This is a genomic window from Cyclobacterium salsum (assembly GCF_010119245.1).
In the GTDB taxonomy this organism is placed as follows: Bacteria; Bacteroidota; Bacteroidia; order Cytophagales; family Cyclobacteriaceae; genus Cyclobacterium; species Cyclobacterium salsum.
The window spans coordinates 259,141-280,176 of record NZ_WNKG01000005.1 but is presented as its reverse complement, the minus strand read 5'-3'; the positions used below and the strand labels follow the sequence as shown (position 1 = coordinate 280,176).

The 21,036-nt window shown below is 41.2% G+C and carries 28 protein-coding genes; 26 read left to right on the top strand and 2 right to left on the bottom strand.

The features are described from left to right. Positions 1-112: 112 nt before the first annotated feature. Positions 113-1,309 carry a glycine C-acetyltransferase gene (gene kbl, locus GJS45_RS10430; protein ID WP_162341654.1) on the bottom strand — a complete coding sequence of 399 codons (1,197 nt, stop codon included), beginning with the start codon at positions 1,307-1,309 and terminating at the stop codon, positions 113-115. 131 nt (positions 1,310-1,440) lie between these two features. Between kbl and GJS45_RS10425 the strand changes: the two genes are divergently transcribed. Both GJS45_RS10425 and GJS45_RS10420 read left to right on the top strand, forming a co-directional pair. Next, entirely contained in the window at positions 1,441-2,406 is a 966-nt protein-coding gene (locus GJS45_RS10425) for an NAD-dependent epimerase/dehydratase family protein (RefSeq protein ID WP_162341652.1), read from the top strand. After that, positions 2,403-2,888 (top strand): copper resistance protein NlpE, encoded by a 486-nt coding sequence (locus GJS45_RS10420; RefSeq protein WP_162341650.1) that lies wholly within the window; start codon positions 2,403-2,405, stop codon positions 2,886-2,888. The genes GJS45_RS10425 and GJS45_RS10420 overlap by 4 nt, the downstream gene beginning before the upstream one ends. A 173-nt stretch (positions 2,889-3,061) precedes the next feature. Here GJS45_RS10420 and GJS45_RS10415 read toward each other — a convergent pair whose 3' ends face one another. After that, positions 3,062-4,321: an agmatine deiminase family protein gene (locus GJS45_RS10415; RefSeq protein WP_162341648.1), complete on the bottom strand. Its 1,260-nt coding sequence runs from the start codon at positions 4,319-4,321 to the stop codon at positions 3,062-3,064. Positions 4,322-4,752: 431 nt separating this feature from the next. Between GJS45_RS10415 and xerA the strand changes: the two genes are divergently transcribed. The 24 genes from xerA to GJS45_RS10295 all read left to right on the top strand — a co-directional run bounded on the left by xerA (position 4,753) and on the right by GJS45_RS10295 (position 20,908). Then, on the top strand, positions 4,753-5,859 hold the full coding sequence (gene xerA / locus GJS45_RS10410) for a site-specific tyrosine recombinase/integron integrase (protein WP_162341646.1): 1,107 nt from the start codon (positions 4,753-4,755) through the stop codon (positions 5,857-5,859). A gap of 146 nt (positions 5,860-6,005) precedes the next feature. Next, positions 6,006-7,010, top strand: coding sequence for a helix-turn-helix domain-containing protein (locus tag GJS45_RS10405; RefSeq protein WP_162341644.1), 1,005 nt, complete (start codon positions 6,006-6,008; stop codon positions 7,008-7,010). Positions 7,011-7,138: 128 nt separating this feature from the next. Beyond that, the gene (locus GJS45_RS10400; protein ID WP_162341642.1) at positions 7,139-7,540 is read left to right on the top strand and encodes a hypothetical protein; all 402 of its coding nucleotides are present in this window, start codon (positions 7,139-7,141) and stop codon (positions 7,538-7,540) included. A 3-nt stretch (positions 7,541-7,543) separates the two neighbouring features. After that, complete coding sequence (locus GJS45_RS24095; protein ID WP_162341640.1) at positions 7,544-7,774, top strand: lipopolysaccharide assembly protein LapA domain-containing protein; 231 nt, start codon at positions 7,544-7,546, stop codon at positions 7,772-7,774. A 19-nt stretch (positions 7,775-7,793) separates the two neighbouring features. Next, the gene (locus GJS45_RS10390) at positions 7,794-8,498 is read left to right on the top strand and encodes a sll1863 family stress response protein (RefSeq protein ID WP_162341638.1); all 705 of its coding nucleotides are present in this window, start codon (positions 7,794-7,796) and stop codon (positions 8,496-8,498) included. Positions 8,499-8,501: 3 nt separating this feature from the next. Next, on the top strand, positions 8,502-9,392 hold the full coding sequence (locus tag GJS45_RS10385; RefSeq protein ID WP_162341636.1) for a mechanosensitive ion channel family protein: 891 nt from the start codon (positions 8,502-8,504) through the stop codon (positions 9,390-9,392). Beyond that, complete coding sequence (locus GJS45_RS10380) at positions 9,389-9,862, top strand: Dps family protein (RefSeq protein ID WP_162341635.1); 474 nt, start codon at positions 9,389-9,391, stop codon at positions 9,860-9,862. The genes GJS45_RS10385 and GJS45_RS10380 overlap by 4 nt, the downstream gene beginning before the upstream one ends. A 20-nt stretch (positions 9,863-9,882) precedes the next feature. Continuing rightward, positions 9,883-10,305 carry a hypothetical protein gene (locus GJS45_RS10375; RefSeq protein WP_162341633.1) on the top strand — a complete coding sequence of 141 codons (423 nt, stop codon included), beginning with the start codon at positions 9,883-9,885 and terminating at the stop codon, positions 10,303-10,305. A 67-nt stretch (positions 10,306-10,372) separates the two neighbouring features. After that, complete coding sequence (locus GJS45_RS10370; protein WP_162341631.1) at positions 10,373-10,657, top strand: sll1863 family stress response protein; 285 nt, start codon at positions 10,373-10,375, stop codon at positions 10,655-10,657. Between the two features lie 54 nt (positions 10,658-10,711). Next, positions 10,712-11,512 (top strand): DUF481 domain-containing protein, encoded by an 801-nt coding sequence (locus GJS45_RS10365; protein WP_162341629.1) that lies wholly within the window; start codon positions 10,712-10,714, stop codon positions 11,510-11,512. Between the two features lie 11 nt (positions 11,513-11,523). Then, positions 11,524-12,831, top strand: coding sequence for a DUF2254 domain-containing protein (locus GJS45_RS10360; protein ID WP_162341627.1), 1,308 nt, complete (start codon positions 11,524-11,526; stop codon positions 12,829-12,831). Positions 12,832-13,035: 204 nt separating this feature from the next. Continuing rightward, positions 13,036-13,263, top strand: a complete 228-nt coding sequence (locus GJS45_RS10355; protein ID WP_162341625.1) for a UPF0175 family protein — start codon at positions 13,036-13,038, stop codon at positions 13,261-13,263. Between the two features lie 64 nt (positions 13,264-13,327). After that, positions 13,328-13,711 (top strand): DUF3368 domain-containing protein, encoded by a 384-nt coding sequence (locus tag GJS45_RS10350; protein WP_235954709.1) that lies wholly within the window; start codon positions 13,328-13,330, stop codon positions 13,709-13,711. A gap of 171 nt (positions 13,712-13,882) precedes the next feature. Then, the gene (locus GJS45_RS10345; protein ID WP_162341621.1) at positions 13,883-14,710 is read left to right on the top strand and encodes an alpha/beta fold hydrolase; all 828 of its coding nucleotides are present in this window, start codon (positions 13,883-13,885) and stop codon (positions 14,708-14,710) included. A gap of 309 nt (positions 14,711-15,019) precedes the next feature. Continuing rightward, on the top strand, positions 15,020-15,361 hold the full coding sequence (locus GJS45_RS10340; protein ID WP_162341620.1) for a type II toxin-antitoxin system RelE/ParE family toxin: 342 nt from the start codon (positions 15,020-15,022) through the stop codon (positions 15,359-15,361). 4 nt (positions 15,362-15,365) lie between these two features. Continuing rightward, positions 15,366-15,692: a helix-turn-helix domain-containing protein gene (locus GJS45_RS10335; RefSeq protein ID WP_162341618.1), complete on the top strand. Its 327-nt coding sequence runs from the start codon at positions 15,366-15,368 to the stop codon at positions 15,690-15,692. Between the two features lie 220 nt (positions 15,693-15,912). Further along, a complete protein-coding gene (locus GJS45_RS10330) occupies positions 15,913-16,194 on the top strand; it encodes a type II toxin-antitoxin system RelE/ParE family toxin (protein ID WP_162341616.1) in 282 nt (93 codons plus the stop codon). A gap of 13 nt (positions 16,195-16,207) precedes the next feature. Continuing rightward, a complete protein-coding gene (locus GJS45_RS10325) occupies positions 16,208-16,507 on the top strand; it encodes a HigA family addiction module antitoxin (RefSeq protein WP_162341614.1) in 300 nt (99 codons plus the stop codon). Positions 16,508-17,348: 841 nt separating this feature from the next. Next, positions 17,349-17,843, top strand: a complete 495-nt coding sequence (locus GJS45_RS10320) for a GNAT family N-acetyltransferase (RefSeq protein WP_162341612.1) — start codon at positions 17,349-17,351, stop codon at positions 17,841-17,843. 21 nt (positions 17,844-17,864) lie between these two features. Beyond that, positions 17,865-18,041: a sigma factor gene (locus GJS45_RS23945; protein WP_262887935.1), complete on the top strand. Its 177-nt coding sequence runs from the start codon at positions 17,865-17,867 to the stop codon at positions 18,039-18,041. A gap of 82 nt (positions 18,042-18,123) precedes the next feature. Beyond that, positions 18,124-18,645, top strand: a complete 522-nt coding sequence (locus tag GJS45_RS10310) for a GNAT family N-acetyltransferase (RefSeq protein WP_235954706.1) — start codon at positions 18,124-18,126, stop codon at positions 18,643-18,645. A 77-nt stretch (positions 18,646-18,722) separates the two neighbouring features. Then, entirely contained in the window at positions 18,723-18,902 is a 180-nt protein-coding gene (locus GJS45_RS10305; protein WP_162341608.1) for a hypothetical protein, read from the top strand. Between the two features lie 14 nt (positions 18,903-18,916). After that, a complete protein-coding gene (locus GJS45_RS10300) occupies positions 18,917-19,186 on the top strand; it encodes a hypothetical protein (RefSeq protein WP_162341606.1) in 270 nt (89 codons plus the stop codon). 255 nt (positions 19,187-19,441) lie between these two features. Next, positions 19,442-20,908: a sodium-dependent transporter gene (locus GJS45_RS10295; RefSeq protein WP_162341604.1), complete on the top strand. Its 1,467-nt coding sequence runs from the start codon at positions 19,442-19,444 to the stop codon at positions 20,906-20,908. Positions 20,909-21,036 lie beyond the last annotated feature (128 nt).

Below are 21,036 nucleotides of genomic sequence, written 5' to 3'. Positions count from 1 at the left end.
AACTATGAATCACAAAAGGAGTAACAAAGGTTTCTGTTAGGGTAGTAACAGCGCCACAAAAAAAATCTGTGCGAATCCGTGGCCATCTGTGGTGAACCAATGATAACATCCATTAGCCAATTACACCCAGTTCCTTTCCCACTTCGGTAAAGGCGTCGATGGCTTTTTCCAGGTGTTCTTTTTCGTGTGCCGCCGACAATTGCACGCGGATACGCGCCTCTCCTTTGGGCACTACGGGGTAGTAAAAGCCAATCACATATATGCCCTTTTCCAACAAGCGTTCCGCCATTTTTTGAGCCAGCGGGGCTTCCTGTAGCATGATGGGCACAATGGGGTGCGTCCCTTCCTTAACCGCAAACCCCGCCTTGCGAATACCTTCCCGGAAAAAGCGCGTGTTGGCTTCCAGCCGGTCCCGAAGTGCTGTGGTTTCCGATAACAGGTCAAATACGGCAATGGAGGCCCCTGCAATGGCCGGTGCCAGGGTATTGGAAAACAGGTAAGGCCGGGATTTTTGGCGCAGGAGTTCGATGATTTCCTTTCTGCCGGAGGTAAACCCACCGGAGGCCCCTCCCAGCGCTTTGCCCAAGGTCCCGGTAATGATGTCCACCTTGCCCATCACACCCTTCAGTTCGTGCACGCCCCTACCCGTTTTCCCCATAAAGCCGGTAGAATGGCATTCATCGGACATCACCATGGCCTGGTATTTCGCTGCCAGGGCCACGATTTTATCCAGTTGGGCGATGGTGCCGTCCATGGAAAAGACCCCATCGGTCACGATCAACTTGTGCCTGGCACCTTTTGCCTCCGCTGCCTGGAGCTGCGCTTCCAGGTCGGCCATGTCGTTGTGGCGGTACCGAAACCGCATGGCCTTGCAAAGCCTTACCCCATCAATAATGGAGGCGTGATTTAACGCATCCGAAAGGATAGCATCTTCGGGCCCCAGGATCGGTTCGAATACCCCACCGTTGGCATCAAAGGCCGCGGCATATAAAATGGTATCTTCCGTACCCAGAAATTCCGAGATCTTTTTTTCCAGTGTTTGGTGAATGTCCTGGGTGCCGCAAATAAAGCGAACCGATGAGAGACCAAAACCGTGGCTATCAATGGCTGCTTTGGCCGCTTCGATTACTTTTGGATGGCTGGACAGCCCCAGGTAGTTGTTGGCACAAAAATTCAGAACCCGGCTACCGTCGGCAAGCGTTACCTCCGCGCCCTGAGGGGAATGGATGACCCGTTCTGATTTGTAAAGCCCTGAAGCCTTGAGATTTTCAATTTCTTTCTGCAACTGTCCTTGAATACTGCCAAACATGTTTTTTTCATTTTGTTCCTGATACCCGGGTTCTGAGTGATGAATTTACAATTTTTAAAGAAAAATGACAGCTGATTGTATAAAAATTCTGAAATTGTAGCGTTAAATCACTCAAATCAAAATAAACCCGAATGGAGAAGGTATTGGTAACCGGGGCTGCTGGACAGCTCGGCACGGAATTGACACAGCAATTAACGGAGGTATACGGCACAGAGGCGGTCATCGCCAGCGATATCAATCCGAAAGCAAAAGCCACCTTTCCCTATTGCCGCTTTGTTGTCCTGGACGTCATGGATCGGGAGCGGCTACGAAAATGCATCAAAGAAGAAAACGTAACGCAAGTATACCACCTGGCTGCCGTCCTTTCTGCTTCTGCTGAAAAAAAACCGCTTCTGTCCTGGCGGGTAAACATGGATAGCCTCCTGCATTTGCTGGAACTTGCCCGGGAGTTTAATCTGAACAAGCTCTTCTGGCCCTCCAGCATTGCCGTGTTCGGTCCGGACAGCCCCAAAATACAGACCCCACAGCAGGCCGCCAAGGAGCCCGTCACTGCCTATGGCATAGCCAAGCTCGCCGGTGAGCGCTGGTGTGCCTATTATCACCAGCAGTATGGGGTGGACGTGCGCAGTCTGCGCTTTCCTGGTCTGATCGGTTACAAAGCCCTTCCCGGCGGGGGCACGACCGATTATGCCGTGGCCATTTTTCACCAGGCCCTGGCCGGCAAATCATTTCGGTCTTTCCTGAGAAAAGACACCCGCCTGCCCATGATGTACATGCCCGATGCCATCAAGGCTAGTCTTGCCCTGATGCAGGCCCCCAAGGATAGGATTAGCATCCGCTCCAGCTACAACCTGGCGGCCATGAGCTTCAGCCCGGAGGAATTGTATCAGGGAATCCTACCCTACTTTCCGGAATTTAACATAACTTACGAACCGGATTACCGGCAAACCATCGCAGATGGCTGGCCGCAGTCCATTGACGACCTGGAGGCAAGAAGGGACTGGGACTGGTCCCCGGATTACGAGCTGCCTGCCATGATCCAGGAAATCCTTCAGGAACTGCCGAAATGGATTCAACACAAAAAAAGCGACTTATGAAAAAGCTGGCATACATCCTTCTGTTTGCGGGAGCAATTTCCTGTGACGCTCCTACCGAAGAAAGCCGATACGAGGGAGAAACTGAAGATGAAATGGTAAACCGGGAAGAACTGGTATTGGACAACACCTTTTCCACCTGGATGCATTACGAAGGCCTTCTTCCCTGTGCAGACTGCGAGGGGATCCGGACGGTACTCAAACTGGAAAACAGTCCCGATAAGAAGGAGCGCGCGTATGAACTGACCGAAACCTACCTGGGTACCGAAGACGGGGACCGGGAGTTTGTCAGCAAGGGGATTTACGAAGTGGTCTACGGCCTGGAAAACAACCCCGGTGCCATGGCCATCCGACTGCTGGATGAAAACAGCGCCGCTGTAAAAAGTTTCCGGCAAGATGAGTTCGGCACCTTGCATTTACTAGACGGGGAAGAACAACCCATTGTCTCTGATCTGAATTATTCGTTGAAACTGGTGGAGCAATAGGCCGCCGCTTGTGCTCGCACCCATCCGAACAGTGACAGTCATTAAAAAAGCACAAAAACGGGTGGATTCCCTACCGGGAAAAGCCGTTTTGTGCCTTGTTGTGACCTTTCCAGCGGAAGGTTTGGTTGGATTATTCGCTACCTATGCCTGTTAGCATGGCTCAGGAAACCGGTTTAACCCTTCCATCGTTTGAGTCCATTATCCATTTTAAGCCGGAGCCGGGATCGTTTTTTGACCTTGGGTTGATGCATGGTGATGCAGTGCAGCCCCCCACCACTGTAGTTAAGTTCGGTAGCATGGATCGTCACCACTTTTCTGCTTTTAAACACCTCCTGAAACGCCATTTTTGCCTGTTCGTCCTTTTCCCGGATAAAATCGGGGTCGCCCGGCGTGTAATAGGCGGGTATTACCACCAAGTTATTGGTTAAGACAAAGTTTAGATAGCTGGTGACAGGGGTATAATAAATTGGTTGACCGTTGTATTGTCCCTGATCAAAAATAATCGGGGCCTGCGGTACCCGAATGATCTTAAATGGCTTTCCATCCTGATCCCGGGCATTTTTCAGGATCTGATAGCTTTCTTCCAGCCGTTCGTGCACGACCTGGTAGAAGGGATCCAAGGGGAGATCTGCCGGATCTACCTGAGCCAGCAAGATGGTGTGGCCGTCCGCAAACCGGCAAAACTCATCCAGGTGCCAGTGCACCCCATTGCCGTAAATATTGTCGATCACGGGTCCATGATCAAACAGATCGTCCTGCGGAATACCCCTTTTGAGCCAGATAACATTTTTTTGATTTAGCCGTTTTTTGTATTCGTTCTCAATCTCTTCCAGGCTAAGGTCCGGATTGATGTATTTTTCATGCCCTTCGATTAAAATAATCGTTCCCCGCCCGTTGATCTCCCGACCACCTCCGGCGCTATACAGCCTACTTCTCATGAAAGGGATCCTCATTTTGGTGGCATACTGTTCGCTGAACAGATTGTATTCCAGGTTTTCTTCGTGGGGATAATGAAACGTCACCATTTTCTCCCGACCCGCTTCATCCTGTATAAGGATCGGTCCATAATCTCTGATCCAGATATTGTCCTTTTCCAATTCAAAAGGGGCAAGGCTGACATTTTTTACATTGATTTTCCGCCCTTCTAATAATTTTTGCAGGTTTTCGGGACGGTGATTCCGTTGGTTGTAGAAAAGTGTCACGTGATCATCCCTGGCGATCTCCTGGATGAGTTTCAGGGAGATTTCCTGGAATTGGGCTGTCCAGCAGATAAAGGTGCTCTCCTGTGGATCAAATTCTGCCGCAGGACCAGCCGAGCGTGGTATTTCAGCATCCTGCTGGCATGCATTGACAAAGAACAAGATGCAGGACAATCCTACAACTAGACAGCTACGCAAACCTTGCATCCCTGTCAATCCGGCCATGGTATTCATGTCAGGCCACTGGTTGATCGCATTTTTTATACATGATTGAAAAACCGGCTTCACCGATCAAATTTACTAAAGCAAGTTACAACAAGATTCTAAATAAAATCTGAATTTTACGAAGCCCCGGGGAATTACCACGGGTGCCAATGAAAAGGCAACTAATTGCCCGGCACAGCCCATGACCGCCGATGATGGAAGGCCAGGATATCCTCCGTGTGAAAGGTTCGCTGACTTGGAAAAGCTTTGCTCCAAAGCGAACCGAGCCATGCCCGAGGATAGCCCGTAGCACAAGGATATTCAGGGGTTCGGGGGCTGCCTTTTTGCCAGAAGTTCAGCGGCGACTCTGGCTTGCGGGGAACGCCTACGTGTAATTTCAGAGGGATTCTGTTTTTTTCTGATAAAAAAATTACTATCTTTTTCTCATATTTTTTATACCGATGAAAACCATTGTGTTAAAAAACGCTGTTTTTGAGGGATTGCCGGTGATCTGCCTGGAGTTTCCCTATGATTTTTCTTTAAAGGAGTTGGTCAAAACCTACCCGGAATGTCAGTGGTCCAAAAAGTACAAGACCTGGTGGGTTCCGTATCGGGAGGATAAATTGGATGCTTTGTTGCTGTTTTTCCGCGGCAAGGTCTGGTTGGATTATTCCCAACTTAAAAAAATCGACATTGCGAGGGAATTTCCTAATACCATCAAACTGGATGTTAAAACAGAAACAGAAATACAAATTTTTATAGAATGGATGAGGAATAAGCGCTATGCAGAAAGCACCATCAAAACCTATTCAGGAGCATTGATATTATTTTTTAGTTTTTTAGACAACAAAGAGATAAGCGAAATAGAGAATGAAGATCTCGCCTATTTCAACACCCACTACATTATCCGGAAGGGTTTTTCTGCGAGTTATCAAAGTCAGTTTATCAATGCTGTCAAGCTGTATTTCAGCATCAGGCAACATAAGAAACTAAATCCTGAAATTATAGACAGGCCAAAGAAACCTAAATTGTTACCAAATGTATTGGCTAAGGAAGAAGTAAAAAGGATTTTGAATGCTCACAAAAACCTGAAGCACCAGACCATGCTTTCGCTGATTTATGCCTGTGGACTACGGAGAAGCGAATTATTAAATTTAAAAATCACTGATGTGGATTCCAACAGAGGCTTACTCCTCGTTCGACAGTCCAAAGGTAAAAAGGACCGGGTCGTACCTTTATCAGCAAAAACCGTAGATTTGTTGAGGGAGTATTACAAATTTGAGCAACCAATGGTTTATTTGTTTGAAGGAAAAAAGTCAGGCTCCAGGTACAGTGAGGGAAGCTTGCAAAAGGTATTAAAGTCTGCAATAGCAAAAATTGGGATTAAAAAACCGGTTACCTTACATTGGCTTAGACATAGTTATGCTACTCACTTGCTGGAAAACGGCACCGATCTTCGGTATATCCAAGAGATTCTCGGCCACAGGAGTAGCAGGACGACCGAAATCTATACACACGTAACCGACAACAGTATCAGGAGAATCAAATCCCCCTTCGATGACCTATAATAAAAGTAAACAAAGGTATACAGATCTAACAAGGGATTGTTGGATTTATACACCTTTGGTAAATAGATATACAAGTTGTAGCCAATGATAAGAAAATCAATGCAAACAGAAAATCACTTTTCAAATGACAGCATCTAACACAAAGAATGAAAATAATAATAGACAAAAAAACCGCTGAAGGAATACATCATTCTTTGAAAGCATCATTGAAAACCAAACTAGAAAAAGAAGGGTTTGAATTCAAATCTTATTTCGACAAATCTGTGGGTCAGTTTACACTTAGAAGTTATGAATTTGATAAAGGCTTCAACTTCAATATACTGACAGGGGATATTGCATCATTTTTTGAACTTGAGTTTAAAGAAGATCAAAACAATTATTTACGTTTTTTATTTGTTAAAAGCGGTGAGCTGGTTCATAAAGTCTCTCCAACAATCCGTTATCGAATTACTGATAACTATTCTTGCATGGTAGCTGCAAAAGGGAAACAAAAACAATATTTTGCTTTGCCTATTCAAAAAGACGTTGAAATTCTTTTCCTTCAAATAGAAACAAAAAGTTTTTCTATCGATTTAAAATCTGACTTCTTTCAATTTCCAAGTGAAATTGGAAATGTATTGAAAAATGAAAAAATGGACAGCCATTTTATTTACCACAGCAATTACACGCTGACGATGTCTGATACTATCAATGAAATTCTGAATACCAAAAAACAAGGCATTGTAAAGCGATTCTTTTTGGAGTCAAAAGCTTTAGAATTGCTTTGGTTACAAGCAGAACAATACAATTTGGAAACAAAACAAGGTTACAACCCGAAAGAGTTAAGAAAATATGATATCGGGATTTTGAGGAAAGCTAAGGACTACATTCATGAAAACCTTAACCAAAAACTCACGCTAGCCATAATTGCTCAGGAAGTGGGTACCAACGAAACCAAACTTAAAACAGGTTTCAAAAAACTTTTCGGTAAAACCTTTACCGAAATAGTACAAACAGAACGCATGAATAAAGCCAAAGCTTTACTGGAGGAAGGGCATTTGAGTGTTAAAGAAGTTACTAACTCCTGCGGTTACCAAAGTGCATCCATGTTTAGTGTACAGTTCAAAAAGCGGTTTGGATTGTCTCCTAATAGGTATTTACAATCTCAATAAGGCTTTTATCTGTCTTTATAAGGTATATTTTAATCTTTTTACTATAAGTAAACAGATATTAGATTATTTTTATCTAGCGAAATCCGAAAAGCTTTACGAGTAGGAATAAAAATGAAACCTATATAAAAATGAAAACAATTAAAAATTTAGCAATTATTGGCATTGTGGCACTAATGACATCTTGTGCAAGCACAGCCAAGTTTCCTGTTTCAAGTTCAGTTCCTGCCGCAGACATTACTGCTAAGAAAAAACAAGACAAGAACAATAACTATGTTATTGAAGTAACCGCAAGGAATTTAGCTGAGCCAAGCAGATTGAGCCCCTCTAAAAACAATTACAGTGTTTGGATATTAGTGGAAAACGGTTCCGTTAAAAACCTTGGGCAACTAATCAATAAGAATGCAAAAAAGGCTATTCTGGAAACCACTACTCCTTTTAATGTAAAAGAAATATTTATTACAGCAGAAGAGCAAGGTGATTCCAACTATCCTTATGGGCTAGAAATTTCTAGCACCACTTTCAATAAATGATGAATGAAATTCATTAAATCATTTGTACTACTACTCTTTATAGGAGTAGTGGTCATTTTTATTATACAAAATTTGGAACTCGTTGTTTTGAATTTTGTGGTATGGAAGGCTGAACTTTCCTTGTCTATTGTTAGCCTTTCATTTTACATTTTAGGGGCACTTTCGGGAGGTATAGTTTTTTCTATGCTTAAAAAGCTATCAAGCAACAGTTCTAAAAAAGATACTAATTATTAACAATTAAATACTAAACAAAATGAACAAAGAAGAATTCAAAGCGAAAGCTAACCAAACTATTGATGAAATTTCAGCAAAAATCAATGAGTTAAAAGCAAAAAAAGAATCGGTAAAAGAGGATGCTAAATCCAAATATGAAGAAACTATCAGGGATTTAGAATCAAAGCAAACCGATTTAAAAGCGAAGTACAGCGAGATAGAAAATACTGCCGAAGACAAATTGGAAGAAACCAAAGAAGCGTTTTCATCTGCTTCAGACTCTTTTAAGGAAGGGTTTGATAAATTAAAATCCTTATTTACTGTCGTTGTATTAGCGTTAATTTTAGCGTCTTGTGGTTCGTCTGACAAAGACAATAAAGAAACAACCATGGAAGATGTTAAAGAAGAAATGTCTGACGTTGTGGATGTTTCTAAAGATTTAGCTGCTGAAAAATGGGAAGAACTAAACAAACAAGTGGAAGAATTGAAAGTTGATGTAAAAGCAAAAGCAGATAAAGCTGAGGCAAAATATAATAGTTTGAGTAATGATGCCAAGGAAAAGCTAAAATCTCAAATGCAAAAGTTAGATGAACAACGAGCTGACCTAAACAAAAAAATGGAAGAATACCAAGCAGCAGCAAATGATAAAAAAGAAGGGTTAAAAGCTGAAATTGATCAACTAAAAACTGCTTTAGATGAAAGCGTTTCAACTTTTGAAAAAGAAATGGACGAAGGTAAAAAGTAGTAAATGGAAAATGCTACTCAATTCTACAATGATGTAATTCGCTACTTTGCGGCAAATTACATCAACCTTGCTTTTATTTTAGCATTTGTAGTAGTTGGGTTTATAATTTCCAACTTCCTGCAACGCAGAGTGAAATTGAGGTTAGCAAATAAATCGCCCAATCACATCACGGCTAATTTCACCTCGCAAATAGTAGGGTTTATTCTCAAGTCAATAGTAGTTTTCACTACCCTAAATTTACTTGGGCTAAGTTCTTTTACCAATAAATTACTTGCTGGTGCCGGATTGTTAACCTTTGTAATAGGTTTTGCATTAAAAGATATTGGCGAAAACTTTTTGGCGGGAATTATTCTCGCATTTAAAAGTCCATTTAGGTTGGATGATTTAATTGAAGTAAACGGCATAACAGGTCATGTAAAAGACATTAGCATTCGAGAAACAATGGTGAAAACTCCCGATGGAAAAGATGTTTTTTTACCCAATGCCATTCTTCTCAAAAACCCCTTATTCAACTATACGCTGGATGGGTACTTACGATACGAGTTTACAGTAGGAATTGCCTATGAAAACAACCCAACAGAAGCTATTAAAATAATCATTGAAAAGGTAAGTAAAGTGGAAGGTGTTTTACAAGGTGACAAAAAGCCAACAATAGCGATTGATGAACTGGCTACAAACTCTATCAACATCAATGTGAAATTTTGGATAGACACCTTTAAATCCACCAAACGTTCGGTTCATAACAACATTCGTTCGCAAGTGATGAATGACGTTGTTGAAGCTCTAATAGCAGGCGGTTTTAGTTTGCCTGCATCCATTGTGGAGTTAAAAAATTATGAACCGTATGGAAATTTGAACCTAAATATTGAACAAAAACAAACAAATAAATCATGAAAAACTACAGAAAATTAGGTTTTGACAGTCAAGAAACCGCAGAAATTGCAAAAGCTTTAAATGCATTAATGGCTAACTACCACGTGCATTATCAAAAGCTAAGAAATTATCATTGGAATGTAGAGGGACACGAGTTTTTTGAACTTCACGAGTTTTTTGAGTTAGAGTATAATGCAGTAAAGTTACAAATTGACGAAATTGCTGAAAGAATACGTGTGTTCGGTAAAAAGCCAGTAAGTACATTAAAGGAGTATCTTGAAATGGCAGAAATTCAAGAAACGAGCAATACTCTTGAAGCAAAAGAAATGTCAAAAGAAATTTTAAATGATTTTGAAACGCTTATCTCTTTATGCATTGATGCTCACGAAAAAACATCATTAGCAGGAGATTTAGCAACTTCTGATTTACTGATTGGCTACATTAAAAGAACTGAGAAGAGCCATTGGATGCTAAGCTCATTTATTAAATAATACTTTAAAATCAGCTCAATATGAACACACTAAAATTTGTAGCAATCATTGTAACTTGTGCACTACTTGCATCTTGTTCAGACCCGGTCAAGTTCCCAGTTTCAGGTGATGTACCAGCTGCTGATATTACGGCAACTATAAAAAAGCAAGGTAAACCCAACTATTTGGTTACCATTGAAGCCAATAATTTAGCAGCTCCTCAGCGATTAAAAACACCTAAGAAAATCTATGTCATTTGGGCAGTTTCAGAAGCAGGTGTAGTTCGAAATGTAGGGCACTTCACACAGGAAAATGCCGAGAAAGCCACCTACAAAGCTTCATTTCCCTATCAACCAGTAGAAGTGTTTATAACTGCAGAGAATGAAGAAGGTAATTGCACACCTCAGGGAACAGAAATATCACGGGTAAGGCTGATTAAAACAGATCAAACCAAGAAAAAATAAAACACACAGCGAAATCCGAAAAGCTTTACGAGTAGGAACATTTATTTACAATTAATATTTAAACAAAATGAACAAAGAAGAATTCAAAGCCAAGGCGAAACAATCTATTGATGAAGTTTCAGCAAAAATCAATGCGTTGAAGGCAAAAAAAGAATCTGCCAGTGGGGACGCAAAATCTAAGTATGACGAAGCAATCAGTGATTTGGAGTCAAAACGATCAGACTTGGAAGGTAAGTATGCTGACCTTAAAAATGCCGCTGAAGACAAGTGGGATGACGCAAAAGATGCGTTTTCATCTGCTTCAGATTCCTTTAAGGAGGGATTTGATAAATTGAAGGGCTTATTCTCTTAATTAATCAACAGGGCTTGTAAATCATTTACAAGTCCTGTTTTTATCTAAAAAACGATGAGGGTATCATTTATTTTCACCTTACTTTCTTGCCTTTTATTGTTCCATCAAAAGGCAAACGCTCAGGTTCTACATACCGAGAATTTTAATGTAATTATTGATACTACAAAAGTTCTTAAAGGCAATTTTACACCAAGTTTCAGGTATCGAAACTTAAAAGAAGATTTTCTTGAACTAGCAAATACTGCTGATGTATCTTTTCGCTTTGGGAAACACGCCTTTACTGTAGCAAACAGAATTGAATATAGCTTTCTGGGGGATGAAAATATTTTGAGTGGTGGATTTCTCTATCTGGAATACGTCAACATCCAAAGCAAAAAAATAGCTATTGAACCATTCTATCAAATGCACTGGAATGAAGTTAGAGGATTGGACAATAAATATGCAGGTGGAATGAATTTGCGGTGGAGAGCATTGGTGAAAAACAATACAGGTTTATATTTTGGAATAGGTAGTTTGTATGAATTTGAACGATGGAATTATTCAGGAGTGCCTGATGATTTATTGCCAATAGACCAATCGGCTATTGAAGTGAACCGATTAAGGGGAAATAGTTATGTGAGTTTCAAACAAAGTTTCGGAGATTTATTTGATTTAGACATAAGTGGATACTATCAACCAAATCTTTCTGATTTCTTTAAAAACCATAGACTTGCAAGTAGTTTTGAACTGACATATAATATCACTAAGTATATTGGATTGCGATTACTTTATCAAAATATTTATGACTCTGCCCCTCTGGTACCCATAGATAAGCTTTATCATGATGTAAACTTCGGTATAACCATTTCGTTTTAAAATTAGTAATTATGAAAAAACTGCTCTTTTTTTGGAAAGAATTACTTGCTACGTTTTGGTTTGTACCTGTTATAATTATTGGTTTAGCAGTATTATTGTCAGTAAGCTTAGTTTCATTAGATAATATTGTAAACATTTCGCAAGAAGGTTGGATTCGATTTTTTTTAGTAAATAGCTCCGATTCTGCAAGAAGCATTTTATCCACTATTTCAGGCGCGATGATTGGTGTTGCAGGAACAGTTTTTTCGGTAACACTGGTTGCTTTGACTCTTGCCTCTTCTCAATTTGGCCCGAGACTGATAAAAAACTTTATGTATGTGCGTCTTAACCAAGTTGTTTTAGGCTCATACATTGCCACTTATCTTTATTGTCTACTAGTTTTAAATGCTATCAAAGACGGAAACGGATATACTTTCATTCCATCCTTTTCTATTCTTGTCGCCATTTTAGCTGCCATAGCAAATATTATTTTGCTTATCGTATTTATACACCAAATTGCGGTAAGCATTCAAGCTGACAAGGTGATTTCTGATATATCAGACATTATTTCAAAGCAAGTAGAGACACTTTTCCCAGAAAAAATGGGAGATGAACTGAAGGGAAAAAAAGATTTTGATGAAGACAAAGTAGTTTCCGAATATCAAAAAACTATCTCTATCAAGTCTACTAAGAGTGGATATCTGAGATACATAGACAGCGAAGCGATATTAGAGATAATAGCCGACAATGATTCCTTATTTGAATTAAAACACAGGCCCGGTAGTTTTATAGTAAAAGGTGAAGAGATTGGAGTAGTTTATTCAAGCACGGAATGGCAAGAAGAATCTATAGATGAGCTGGTGTCCCAATTTGTTTTTGGAAAAACAAAAACATCTCAACAGGATTTGGAATTTTCGATTCATCAAATGGTAGAGATTGCGGCCAGAGCATTATCACCAGGAGTTAATGACCCTTATACTGCAATCGCTTGTATTGACAACCTAACAGAGACTTTATGCTATTTGGCGCAAGCTAAATTCCCTTCAAAGTATCGTGTTGACGAAGACGGAAAACTTAGAGTCATTGCTGATGTTTTAGATTTTGAAGGAGTACTGGATGCCGCATTTAATCAAATCAGACAATTTTCAGCAGGAAGCACGGCCGTAATTATAAGGCTTGTGGAAGCATTGACGACTATCCAAAATTTCACCAAAAAAGAAGGTCACAAAAAGGCGATAATTAATCACGTTGAGATGGTGTTGCGATTAGGAAAAGAAACCATAAAAGAAAAAAATGACCTTGACGATTTGAAAAAAAGAGTGAACCAAATTTTAAAATAATGAAGAACCACTGGCTACAACAATGGCTATACGTAATGCGGGCGAAAGTGCTGATATGAAAGTAATTACATTAAATAAACTAGCAGCTAAACGGAAAGTGTAGTGCCTTGAAATCCCGCACTACGCATAGCCGAGACCGTTAGGCTCCAGCAAAAGAACGTTTTAAAATGAAGTCTATATCCAGAATTTTGATAAATTTAAACTATGAAGCATCTAACTTTAACTATACCTGATCATCTTGACCTGGATGAGAGGGAGACAAAAAGATTCCTTGCGGCAAAAATGTATGAATCCGGAAAGCTGTCACTCGGACAGGCCGCAGAATTGGCTGGGTTGTCAAAAGTGGCATTTTCGGAGATTTTGGCTGATTATGATGTTTCTTTAATCAACTATCCACCTTCGGATATCCCAAAAGATGCAGCACAATTCTGATAGTATCATTTCAGATACCAGCTGTTTAATAATTTTGGGTAAAATTGATGAACTTGAATTATTAATGAAGATGGGAAGGAAGGTATTTGTGACTCCGATCATTTTAAAGGAGTTTGGAAAAAGCCTGCCTGATTGGATTTCGGTAGTGTCGCCGGAAAATTCTCACTATCAACAAATTCTGGAAATGGATCTGGATGAGGGGGAAGCAAGTGCAATTGCATTATCCCTGGAAATGAAAAACCCGATCTTAATGATTGATGAACTAAAAGGCAGAAAAGTCGCTGAAAAACTTAGTTTAAGGTATTCCGGAACTTTTGGCTTAATCCTTAGAGCCAAACAAATTGGATTGATAAAAAGCGTAAAACCCATACTTGAAAAAATAAAAACCACCAACTTCAGATTTGATGAAAAGCTTTTTGAAAAAGTTTTGGAACAAGCAGGGGAATGAAAAAAGGAATGCCAGAGCCTAACATCACCTTGGATCCATCAGGGGTCCCGGTAAAGATTTTATTTTGTACTTTTAATAAAATCCGGTCAGGGAAGGAAGCGTAGGTCTCCGAAAAGACCCGTCGGCTCCAAGCTGAGAACCGTTAGCACCAATGCTTAAAAAAATAGAAAAATGAAATATTTTACAATTACAATCGCAATCTTCATCACTTGTCTCACCACTTATGGCCAGGTAGAAGTCAATCCCAACGGAAAGTTCTTTAACTATAACGGAACTAGAATCTATTATGAGGATACAGGTAGCGGGGAACCTCTATTGTTGCTGCATAATTTTTTTAATACGGCCGATTCTTGGGAGCCTCATGTGGAAGTTTATTCAAAGCAATTCAGAACCATTGCAGTCGATATGATGGGCCATGGGCGATCCGATATTTATAATAAAGATGATTCTGCTTTTAGACATGGGGAGTATGCAAAGATGATTTTTGCGTTGTTGGACTCATTAAAATTAGATAAGGTAAGTGGAATTGGAGCAAGTAGCGGTGGTTCCACGCTACTTTACCTTAATGTAATGCAGCCTGATAGGTTTAAATCGGTGATTACTGTCGGGGGTCATCTTTATTACAGTAAGCATGCCAGGGAGTGGATAGAACAAACAGGAATGGACCAGTTTATGGAATGGGCGGCAAATTACGATACCGAAAAACAAGAATATTTAGCAGAGACGTTCTGGGAAATGCGAAAATTTTCTGATGGAGAACCTTCTTTTACTCCGGATATGTTAAATACCATTAAGGCAAAGTGGTTAGTCGTAAACGGTGATAATGACACGCCCGTTCCAATACAGCATGCGTTAGAAATGTATCAAAATATACCCAACAGCAGACTTTGGATCGTTCCTAACGGAGGCCACTTACCTCATTTGGTGCCGGAGATTCAACCTGAGTTTTTAAGGATTTCACTCGAATTTTTGACCGGGACTTGGGATAGGAATAACTAACGCCACTGGTGATAACAGTGGCTATAGCAAATAGGGCGTGAAGTCCTATTCCCATTGGCCTGGGCGTATTTTCGAACACCGCCGAATCTTTTGGATTCGGCATTTATGAAGAATAAGATAAATACGAACGCAAAAGATTCGGCTATGGGCTTGGCGGAATGGCCGGTGCTTGCCGACCGCCCTACTTGCCATAGCCGAAGCCGTTGGGCGTCAGCTTAAAAAAACCGACCCGAACAAAATCACGAAAAATACTGTTTCTATTTTTGGAAACTCTCATTATCTTTGTAACGTTTAACAAGACAGTATTGAATGAGATTTTTCGAGACAAAGTTCTTAGAAGAAGCGGACGAGTTCATGTCGCAACTCAACCCTAAGACAATTAAGAAAATCTTTTACAATATTGACATTGCTGAACAGACGAATGACCCAAAACTTTTCAAGAAACTTCAAAAGGACATTTGGGAGTTTCGGACAAAGTTCGCAGGACTTCAAATCAGACTTCTTGCCTTTTGGGATAAGACAGATAACAAAGAAACTTTGGTAATAGCGACCCACGGTTTTATAAAGAAAGTTGACAAAGTTCCGGCAAACGAAATTGACCGGGCAGTAAGACTGAGAGACAAATATTTTAACAACAAACAAAAAAAATGATCATATGGCACCTAAAGAATTAAAGACATACTCACTTGGCGAAATGAAAGACAAGTATATCGGCAAAGTTGGGACACAAGAACGAGACGAATACGAATACGAACTTCGTATGGACGTTTTGGGTAAAATGATTAAAACAGCCAGACAAGAAAGAAATTTGACCCAAGAAGAACTTGGAAAACTTGTTGGAGTTCAGAAAGCTCAAATCTCTAAACTTGAAAGTAGTGCTAACAGTGCTACCATTGACACTATATTAAAAGTGTTCAAAGCATTAAAAGCAGAAATCAATTTTAACGTAAAACTTGAAGACAATTTTATTAAACTCGCTTGACAGAAAAGAAAGCTGAACGCACAACAGCACCTACCCAAAAGGCGGGGTTTCGTGTTCCAAAGACAGTTTTGTGGTTAATCAAACATTAGTTTTTCAAATCAAGTTTATGATAAAAGCCCTGCCCTTCTTGTAGCTGCAAAACGTTATGCTGCATTTTAAATTTTTCAAACCGGAAACTTTTACTTATCTTCAGCGTTAGTAACGTGAAACAGAATAATTAGTGATAAAATCTTTTGGAGACAAGGAGACCGAAAAAATCTGGAATGGCATGCCATCCAGAAAGCTACCCGGAGAAATACAAAATGTGGCAAGAAGGAAATTAAGGATGATAAACAACGCCCAAATCATCAATGATATACGGATACCACCAGCAAATCACTTAGAAAAGTTAAGTGGAAAATTGGAAGGCTATTATAGCATAAGGATCAATAAACAATGGAGAATCATCTTCAAATGGGAAAATGACACCGCTTTTAAAGCACAAATTGTAGACTATCATTAAGAAAGTTTAAGAAATGGGAAAATTAAAAAACATACATCCAGGGGAAATACTAAAGGAAGAATTTTTAATCCCGCTTGAAATAACTGCTTACCGGCTTTCCAAAGAAACATTTATCCCCCAGACCAGAGTAAGCGAAATCCTAAAAGGAAAACGTCGGATAACGGCTGACACTGCTTTGAGGCTCTCAAAATTTTTCGGGACGTCAGCTAAGTTCTGGCTAGGGCTCCAGGACGATTTCGATCTAGAAGAAGAGAATATTTCAAAACAAACTGAACTCGATAAAATAAGACAGTTTGAAGATCACGCAGCATAACCTTAGCTTGGGGTCAGCGAGCGGTTCCCGGGAAAATAAAAGTTCAGTACTTTAATTAAAATAAAAGAAGCACGATTTGCCAATCGAGTGGATGGCCGCAGGCCATAAGCCTGCGGAGCACCCCTCACGATTTATACCAAGCATCGGGACCACCAAGCGTATGGGTCTCGTACCTGCCCCCCATTTCGGCTCATAGCTAAAATGATTCGCCGCGGCGAATCATTTCTTAACGCTCTGCCCCAGTTCACTGGATTGTAGGTTACGCCCGCCTGAATGACGGCATCGGAAGCACCTCCTACTTTTGTTTGTTATTACGCTTTTGGATCCGTCCGATTCTTTTTAGATAGTCATTCTCGATTTTTCGGAAGTCATCTCTTCTCATTTATTGAAAAATCTACTATCTTGTTAAGGTGTCTGTAACTTACTGATAAGCAGTTAAAGTAGCTGATACCGAAAGCCGGGAAACGGCTGCGTAGCCATGCTACCTTGTACTGCGATAATTTCAGCTGAAGTAATGATCGAAAAATCCCGTTAAACCCGGCCAGCATCCGGAAGCCCATTTCCCGAAACTGGCACGTGAAAAATCCGGAACAACCATTCAAGCAGTTGCCATGGGTCCTAATGATGCTTAAGGCCGGGCTGAGTGGCACCCATCATTCGGTCCGGAAGCTTCAACCCAACATCAACGAATAGGCCTACAGATACAATCGACTTAAAATGACAGAAGGGATGATTGAAATTCTAATGCGACCGCTGGTAGCAAAGCCACCTTATTCGTACAAAGTGTTTAGTTAAAAAGTGCCTTTTCCCATACATTCAACACCAGCAAATGAATTTTCTTTTGAAAACAGAGCGACTTGAGCTGGCACCATTTAAGCGTTCAGACGAAATGCTATTTCTCGCGCTAAATACGAATCCCTACGTTCGAAAGTATTTATGGGATGATCAGGTAATTGATGCAAAAACGGCATCAGAAATACTATGCCAAAACGAAACACACTTCGAACAGGATAAATATGGTCTTTGGAAAATTCACTTGAAGCAAAATGGGGGTCTCATTGGCTATGTGGGTTTATGGTTCTTTTTTAATGAGGAGCAGCCTCAATTAATCTATGCGCTGCTAGAAGGCTTCACCAAGCAGGGATATGCGCAAGAAGCCAGTGCTTCAATTATTGAATATGCTTTCAAGAAGTTAGATTTTAACTATTTGATAGCTGCTACCGATGAGCCACACATTGAATCGCAAAAAGTCGCAAAAAAACTAGGTATGTCATTTATTGAAAAAAGATACGAAGACGAAAAGGCGACGTTGTTCTTCAGATTAGATAAACATTAAGTTAGTTATCAGTAAAGAATAATGACACTACAAGAATTTACAAAACACTTTGAAAGATCGAAACCGCAATTGAAATTATACTTATTTCGTATGACAGCAAGTATTCAGAATACGGAAGACATCGTTCAGGATACCTGGATAAAAGCAAGCTGTAACCTGGCATCATTCAACGGTCAATCAAGCCTGAAAACCTTTTAAATCAACCTGACATTATTTCGTCCTATCTGATAGAGGGTTACCACTACGTAAATTCGTTAAAGTCAAAATAAAGCTAGATGCTATGGAAGCTAAAAAACACGCCGCTGTGATAAGACTACGAGCCGCTTCAATAAATGACCTTGAATTGGTTAACTATTGGGAAACGAAACAACATGTTATTGATTGTGATCCAGACGGTGAGTGGAATTGGGAATTGGAGCTCAACCGGGATCCCGAATGGAGGGAACAGTGGATCGCGGAGTTGAATGGAAAACCGATTGGCTTCCTACAAATAATTGACCCCTACCTGGAAGAAACGCATTATTGGCCACCTGTTCAAAAAAATAAAAGAGCCATTGACATTTGGATAGGGGAAGAAAACAATATGAATAAAGGCTATGGAACCAAGATAATGGAACTTGCCATCGAAAGATGCTTCCAAAATCCAGAAGTGGACGGAATTCTAATTGACCCTTTAAGATCCAATACGAAAGCGCATAGGTTTTATGAGCGCCTTGGATTTGAATTTGTCGAAGAAAGAAAATTTGATGAAACCGCGTGTTTTGTATATGAGTTGAAAAGAAAATCCAGTATAAGGAGGTAACCAAGAGACTGTCCTACCAAAAGTGAAGCGGCTCTGATCCCTATTAAGTTTATATTTGACGTAATTGAGGCAATGAAATGCAACGAGCCGAAACACCAAAATCCACCTTGAAATACGGACGTAACCCTTACGATTTCGAGGAAGGATCGATGGTTTTTGTTGCACCAAATCAAGTAATTTCCTCCGATTCAACAGGTTTTTCAGTAATAGAGGACGATTACACCATCATCCTGCATGCCGACTTTGTAATAGCATGAATATGCACCAACGTATGCTCCAGTATCAATTTTTCAACTACCAGGAAAACGAGGCACTGCACCTGTCGAACGATGAAAAAGAACGTTTGTTCCAGGCCAACGACAGCATTGGCGAAATTGCCTATCCATTGGGTTTCGAATACCCGAACCATTTAAGTAAATTGCTCAACGCAAAAACGGGCATCAGTCCGAAGGAGTTGAGGCGTTTGAATCTATTGTTTGCTGGACGAGCCCGAGGCATTCCGCCAATAGCTGTCCAGTCTTCGACCCAGGCAGGATGGTAAAGGCCTGTAGCAGATTGGTGCCCAGGCACCTTATACCAAGAACCGGATCTGTTGGATGTACATTGGAAGGACTGCAAATCGATTTGCAGGACCAGGATGGTAAAAATTAGTCGGCCGAAAGCTTTCGTATCGAATATTTGAATAAATTTGGCGCAGGCGCTGCCTGGTTTTCCGGAAATAGAAAACAGAACCATAGAAGAAAGTGGGTTCAAGGCAGCACCAACCTAACCGCTAACCGCCAAACCACTCCTACGCATGCGCAAACTTGCACTGCTGCCCGGCAAATTCAGCAATACCGGACACATTCTCGCCTCCGTCGGTGCCGCCGTGGGCATCGCCAACCTGGTACTCTTCCCGGCACGGGTATTCAACTACGGAGGGTTGGCCTTTATTCTGGTATTCGTTTTGTTTACGTTTATTCTGGGCGTTCCATTGATGATCGGCGAAACGGCACTCGGCAAACACAGCCAACGCGATGCCGTATCGGCGTATCGCAGCATCGGGGGGAGAAAATGGGGATTTGCCGGCTTTTTTGGCCTGATTACTTGCTGCTTTATTTTGTCCTTTTACATCGTCGTGGCGGGATGGTCTCTCTACTACCTTTACCTGTACCTCTTTCAGTACCAGGAGATCACTTCTGCTGTGGCAGCGGCCCTGGCAATAGAAGCTCCCTCTGTGGCTGGAGTTGCTGGCCTATTCGGAAAGTTTGTGAGTTCCCAATACCAGGTACTGCTTTTTTCGGGAATCTTCATGGGAGCAACCGTGGCCATTGTCGCCAACAATGTCAAACAGGGAATCGAATGGGTTAGCATGCGCTTCATTCCCATTTTGGTCTTGATGATGCTGGGCTTGATCCTCTCCGTGCCTTTTGTTGCGGGAGATCGGGTGAATTACGCCAATTTTAATTTCGACTTTCCAGCGCTGTTTGCCATGGATAGCAGCGGTAGGATTGGCATCATCGAGGCACTGGGGCAGTCCTTTTTTAGCCTGTCACTGGGTGCCTGTTCCATGGTCACCTACGGTACACATGTGGACAGAAATACCAACGTGGTTTCCAATGCCCATTACATCGTACATAGCGATACCCTGGTGGCACTTTTGGCGGGGCTGCTGATTATCCCGCTTTTTGCTAGCTCCGGACAGGTTGGCCTCAACCCTAGCCTCGTGTTTATCAACCTGGTCGATACCTTTTATGGGTTTGGTGACCCCTGGGGAAGGCTTATCGGAATTGGTTTCTTCACCTTGTTTAACCTCGCCATCGTCACCTCCACCATTTCCCTGCTGGAGCCAGCGGTAAACTATCTTTCCAGGGAAAGTCAAGCCAGGCGTAAAAACTACTCCCTACTAATCGGAGCAGGCATTTTCCTTATCAGCATACCGGCCATCCTGTCTTTTAACCCGGAAAATCCCTCCTTTTTTACCGATTTTCTGGGATACGGAGACAAGCAAAGCGATACCATGGGGTATTTTAACTTTATTCTGGATTTCTTCGGTACCTTTTGCCTGCTGGCAGGGGCTTTTCTTTTGTCCGTTTTTATCCGGAGCACCTGGACGATGGAAAAACTGATCGAGGAGATCACTGTTGTGGGATATTCCCCCGCCAATCCCATCAAAACCTTGCTAAGGCTAACCATATTGTGGATTATCCCCCTTTTGATGCTGCTATTGCTCGGAGCGGAATGCCTCAAAGTAGGGTTCAAAATGGGCCTGATCGACTACTAAATTGTCGCTTTGAATTATTAAAAAAAGGTTCCTACTCACTTACCTGCATCCCAAACCCACGTAAAGAGCAAGGAATACCCTTCCATTTTCCGATAAACGCCTACACTGCTCTTTCGGTCGGGAATCAA

Excerpts from the sequence above, each read along its gene's own strand:
- kbl (WP_162341654.1), bottom strand. The coding sequence starts at position 1,309 with ATGTTTGGCAGTATTCAAGGACAGTTGCAGAAAGAAATTGAAAATCTC.
- GJS45_RS10425 (WP_162341652.1), top strand. The coding sequence starts at position 1,441 with ATGGAGAAGGTATTGGTAACCGGGGCTGCTGGACAGCTCGGCACGGAA.
- GJS45_RS10420 (WP_162341650.1), top strand. The coding sequence starts at position 2,403 with ATGAAAAAGCTGGCATACATCCTTCTGTTTGCGGGAGCAATTTCCTGT.
- GJS45_RS10415 (WP_162341648.1), bottom strand. The coding sequence starts at position 4,321 with ATGAATACCATGGCCGGATTGACAGGGATGCAAGGTTTGCGTAGCTGT.
- xerA (WP_162341646.1), top strand. The coding sequence starts at position 4,753 with ATGAAAACCATTGTGTTAAAAAACGCTGTTTTTGAGGGATTGCCGGTG.
- GJS45_RS10405 (WP_162341644.1), top strand. The coding sequence starts at position 6,006 with ATGAAAATAATAATAGACAAAAAAACCGCTGAAGGAATACATCATTCT.
- GJS45_RS10400 (WP_162341642.1), top strand. The coding sequence starts at position 7,139 with ATGAAAACAATTAAAAATTTAGCAATTATTGGCATTGTGGCACTAATG.
- GJS45_RS24095 (WP_162341640.1), top strand. The coding sequence starts at position 7,544 with ATGAAATTCATTAAATCATTTGTACTACTACTCTTTATAGGAGTAGTG.
- GJS45_RS10390 (WP_162341638.1), top strand. The coding sequence starts at position 7,794 with ATGAACAAAGAAGAATTCAAAGCGAAAGCTAACCAAACTATTGATGAA.
- GJS45_RS10385 (WP_162341636.1), top strand. The coding sequence starts at position 8,502 with ATGGAAAATGCTACTCAATTCTACAATGATGTAATTCGCTACTTTGCG.
- GJS45_RS10380 (WP_162341635.1), top strand. The coding sequence starts at position 9,389 with ATGAAAAACTACAGAAAATTAGGTTTTGACAGTCAAGAAACCGCAGAA.
- GJS45_RS10375 (WP_162341633.1), top strand. The coding sequence starts at position 9,883 with ATGAACACACTAAAATTTGTAGCAATCATTGTAACTTGTGCACTACTT.
- GJS45_RS10370 (WP_162341631.1), top strand. The coding sequence starts at position 10,373 with ATGAACAAAGAAGAATTCAAAGCCAAGGCGAAACAATCTATTGATGAA.
- GJS45_RS10365 (WP_162341629.1), top strand. The coding sequence starts at position 10,712 with ATGAGGGTATCATTTATTTTCACCTTACTTTCTTGCCTTTTATTGTTC.
- GJS45_RS10360 (WP_162341627.1), top strand. The coding sequence starts at position 11,524 with ATGAAAAAACTGCTCTTTTTTTGGAAAGAATTACTTGCTACGTTTTGG.
- GJS45_RS10355 (WP_162341625.1), top strand. The coding sequence starts at position 13,036 with ATGAAGCATCTAACTTTAACTATACCTGATCATCTTGACCTGGATGAG.
- GJS45_RS10350 (WP_235954709.1), top strand. The coding sequence starts at position 13,328 with ATGAAGATGGGAAGGAAGGTATTTGTGACTCCGATCATTTTAAAGGAG.
- GJS45_RS10345 (WP_162341621.1), top strand. The coding sequence starts at position 13,883 with ATGAAATATTTTACAATTACAATCGCAATCTTCATCACTTGTCTCACC.
- GJS45_RS10340 (WP_162341620.1), top strand. The coding sequence starts at position 15,020 with ATGAGATTTTTCGAGACAAAGTTCTTAGAAGAAGCGGACGAGTTCATG.
- GJS45_RS10335 (WP_162341618.1), top strand. The coding sequence starts at position 15,366 with ATGGCACCTAAAGAATTAAAGACATACTCACTTGGCGAAATGAAAGAC.
- GJS45_RS10325 (WP_162341614.1), top strand. The coding sequence starts at position 16,208 with ATGGGAAAATTAAAAAACATACATCCAGGGGAAATACTAAAGGAAGAA.
- GJS45_RS23945 (WP_262887935.1), top strand. The coding sequence starts at position 17,865 with ATGACACTACAAGAATTTACAAAACACTTTGAAAGATCGAAACCGCAA.
- GJS45_RS10310 (WP_235954706.1), top strand. The coding sequence starts at position 18,124 with ATGGAAGCTAAAAAACACGCCGCTGTGATAAGACTACGAGCCGCTTCA.
- GJS45_RS10305 (WP_162341608.1), top strand. The coding sequence starts at position 18,723 with ATGCAACGAGCCGAAACACCAAAATCCACCTTGAAATACGGACGTAAC.
- GJS45_RS10300 (WP_162341606.1), top strand. The coding sequence starts at position 18,917 with ATGCTCCAGTATCAATTTTTCAACTACCAGGAAAACGAGGCACTGCAC.
- GJS45_RS10295 (WP_162341604.1), top strand. The coding sequence starts at position 19,442 with ATGCGCAAACTTGCACTGCTGCCCGGCAAATTCAGCAATACCGGACAC.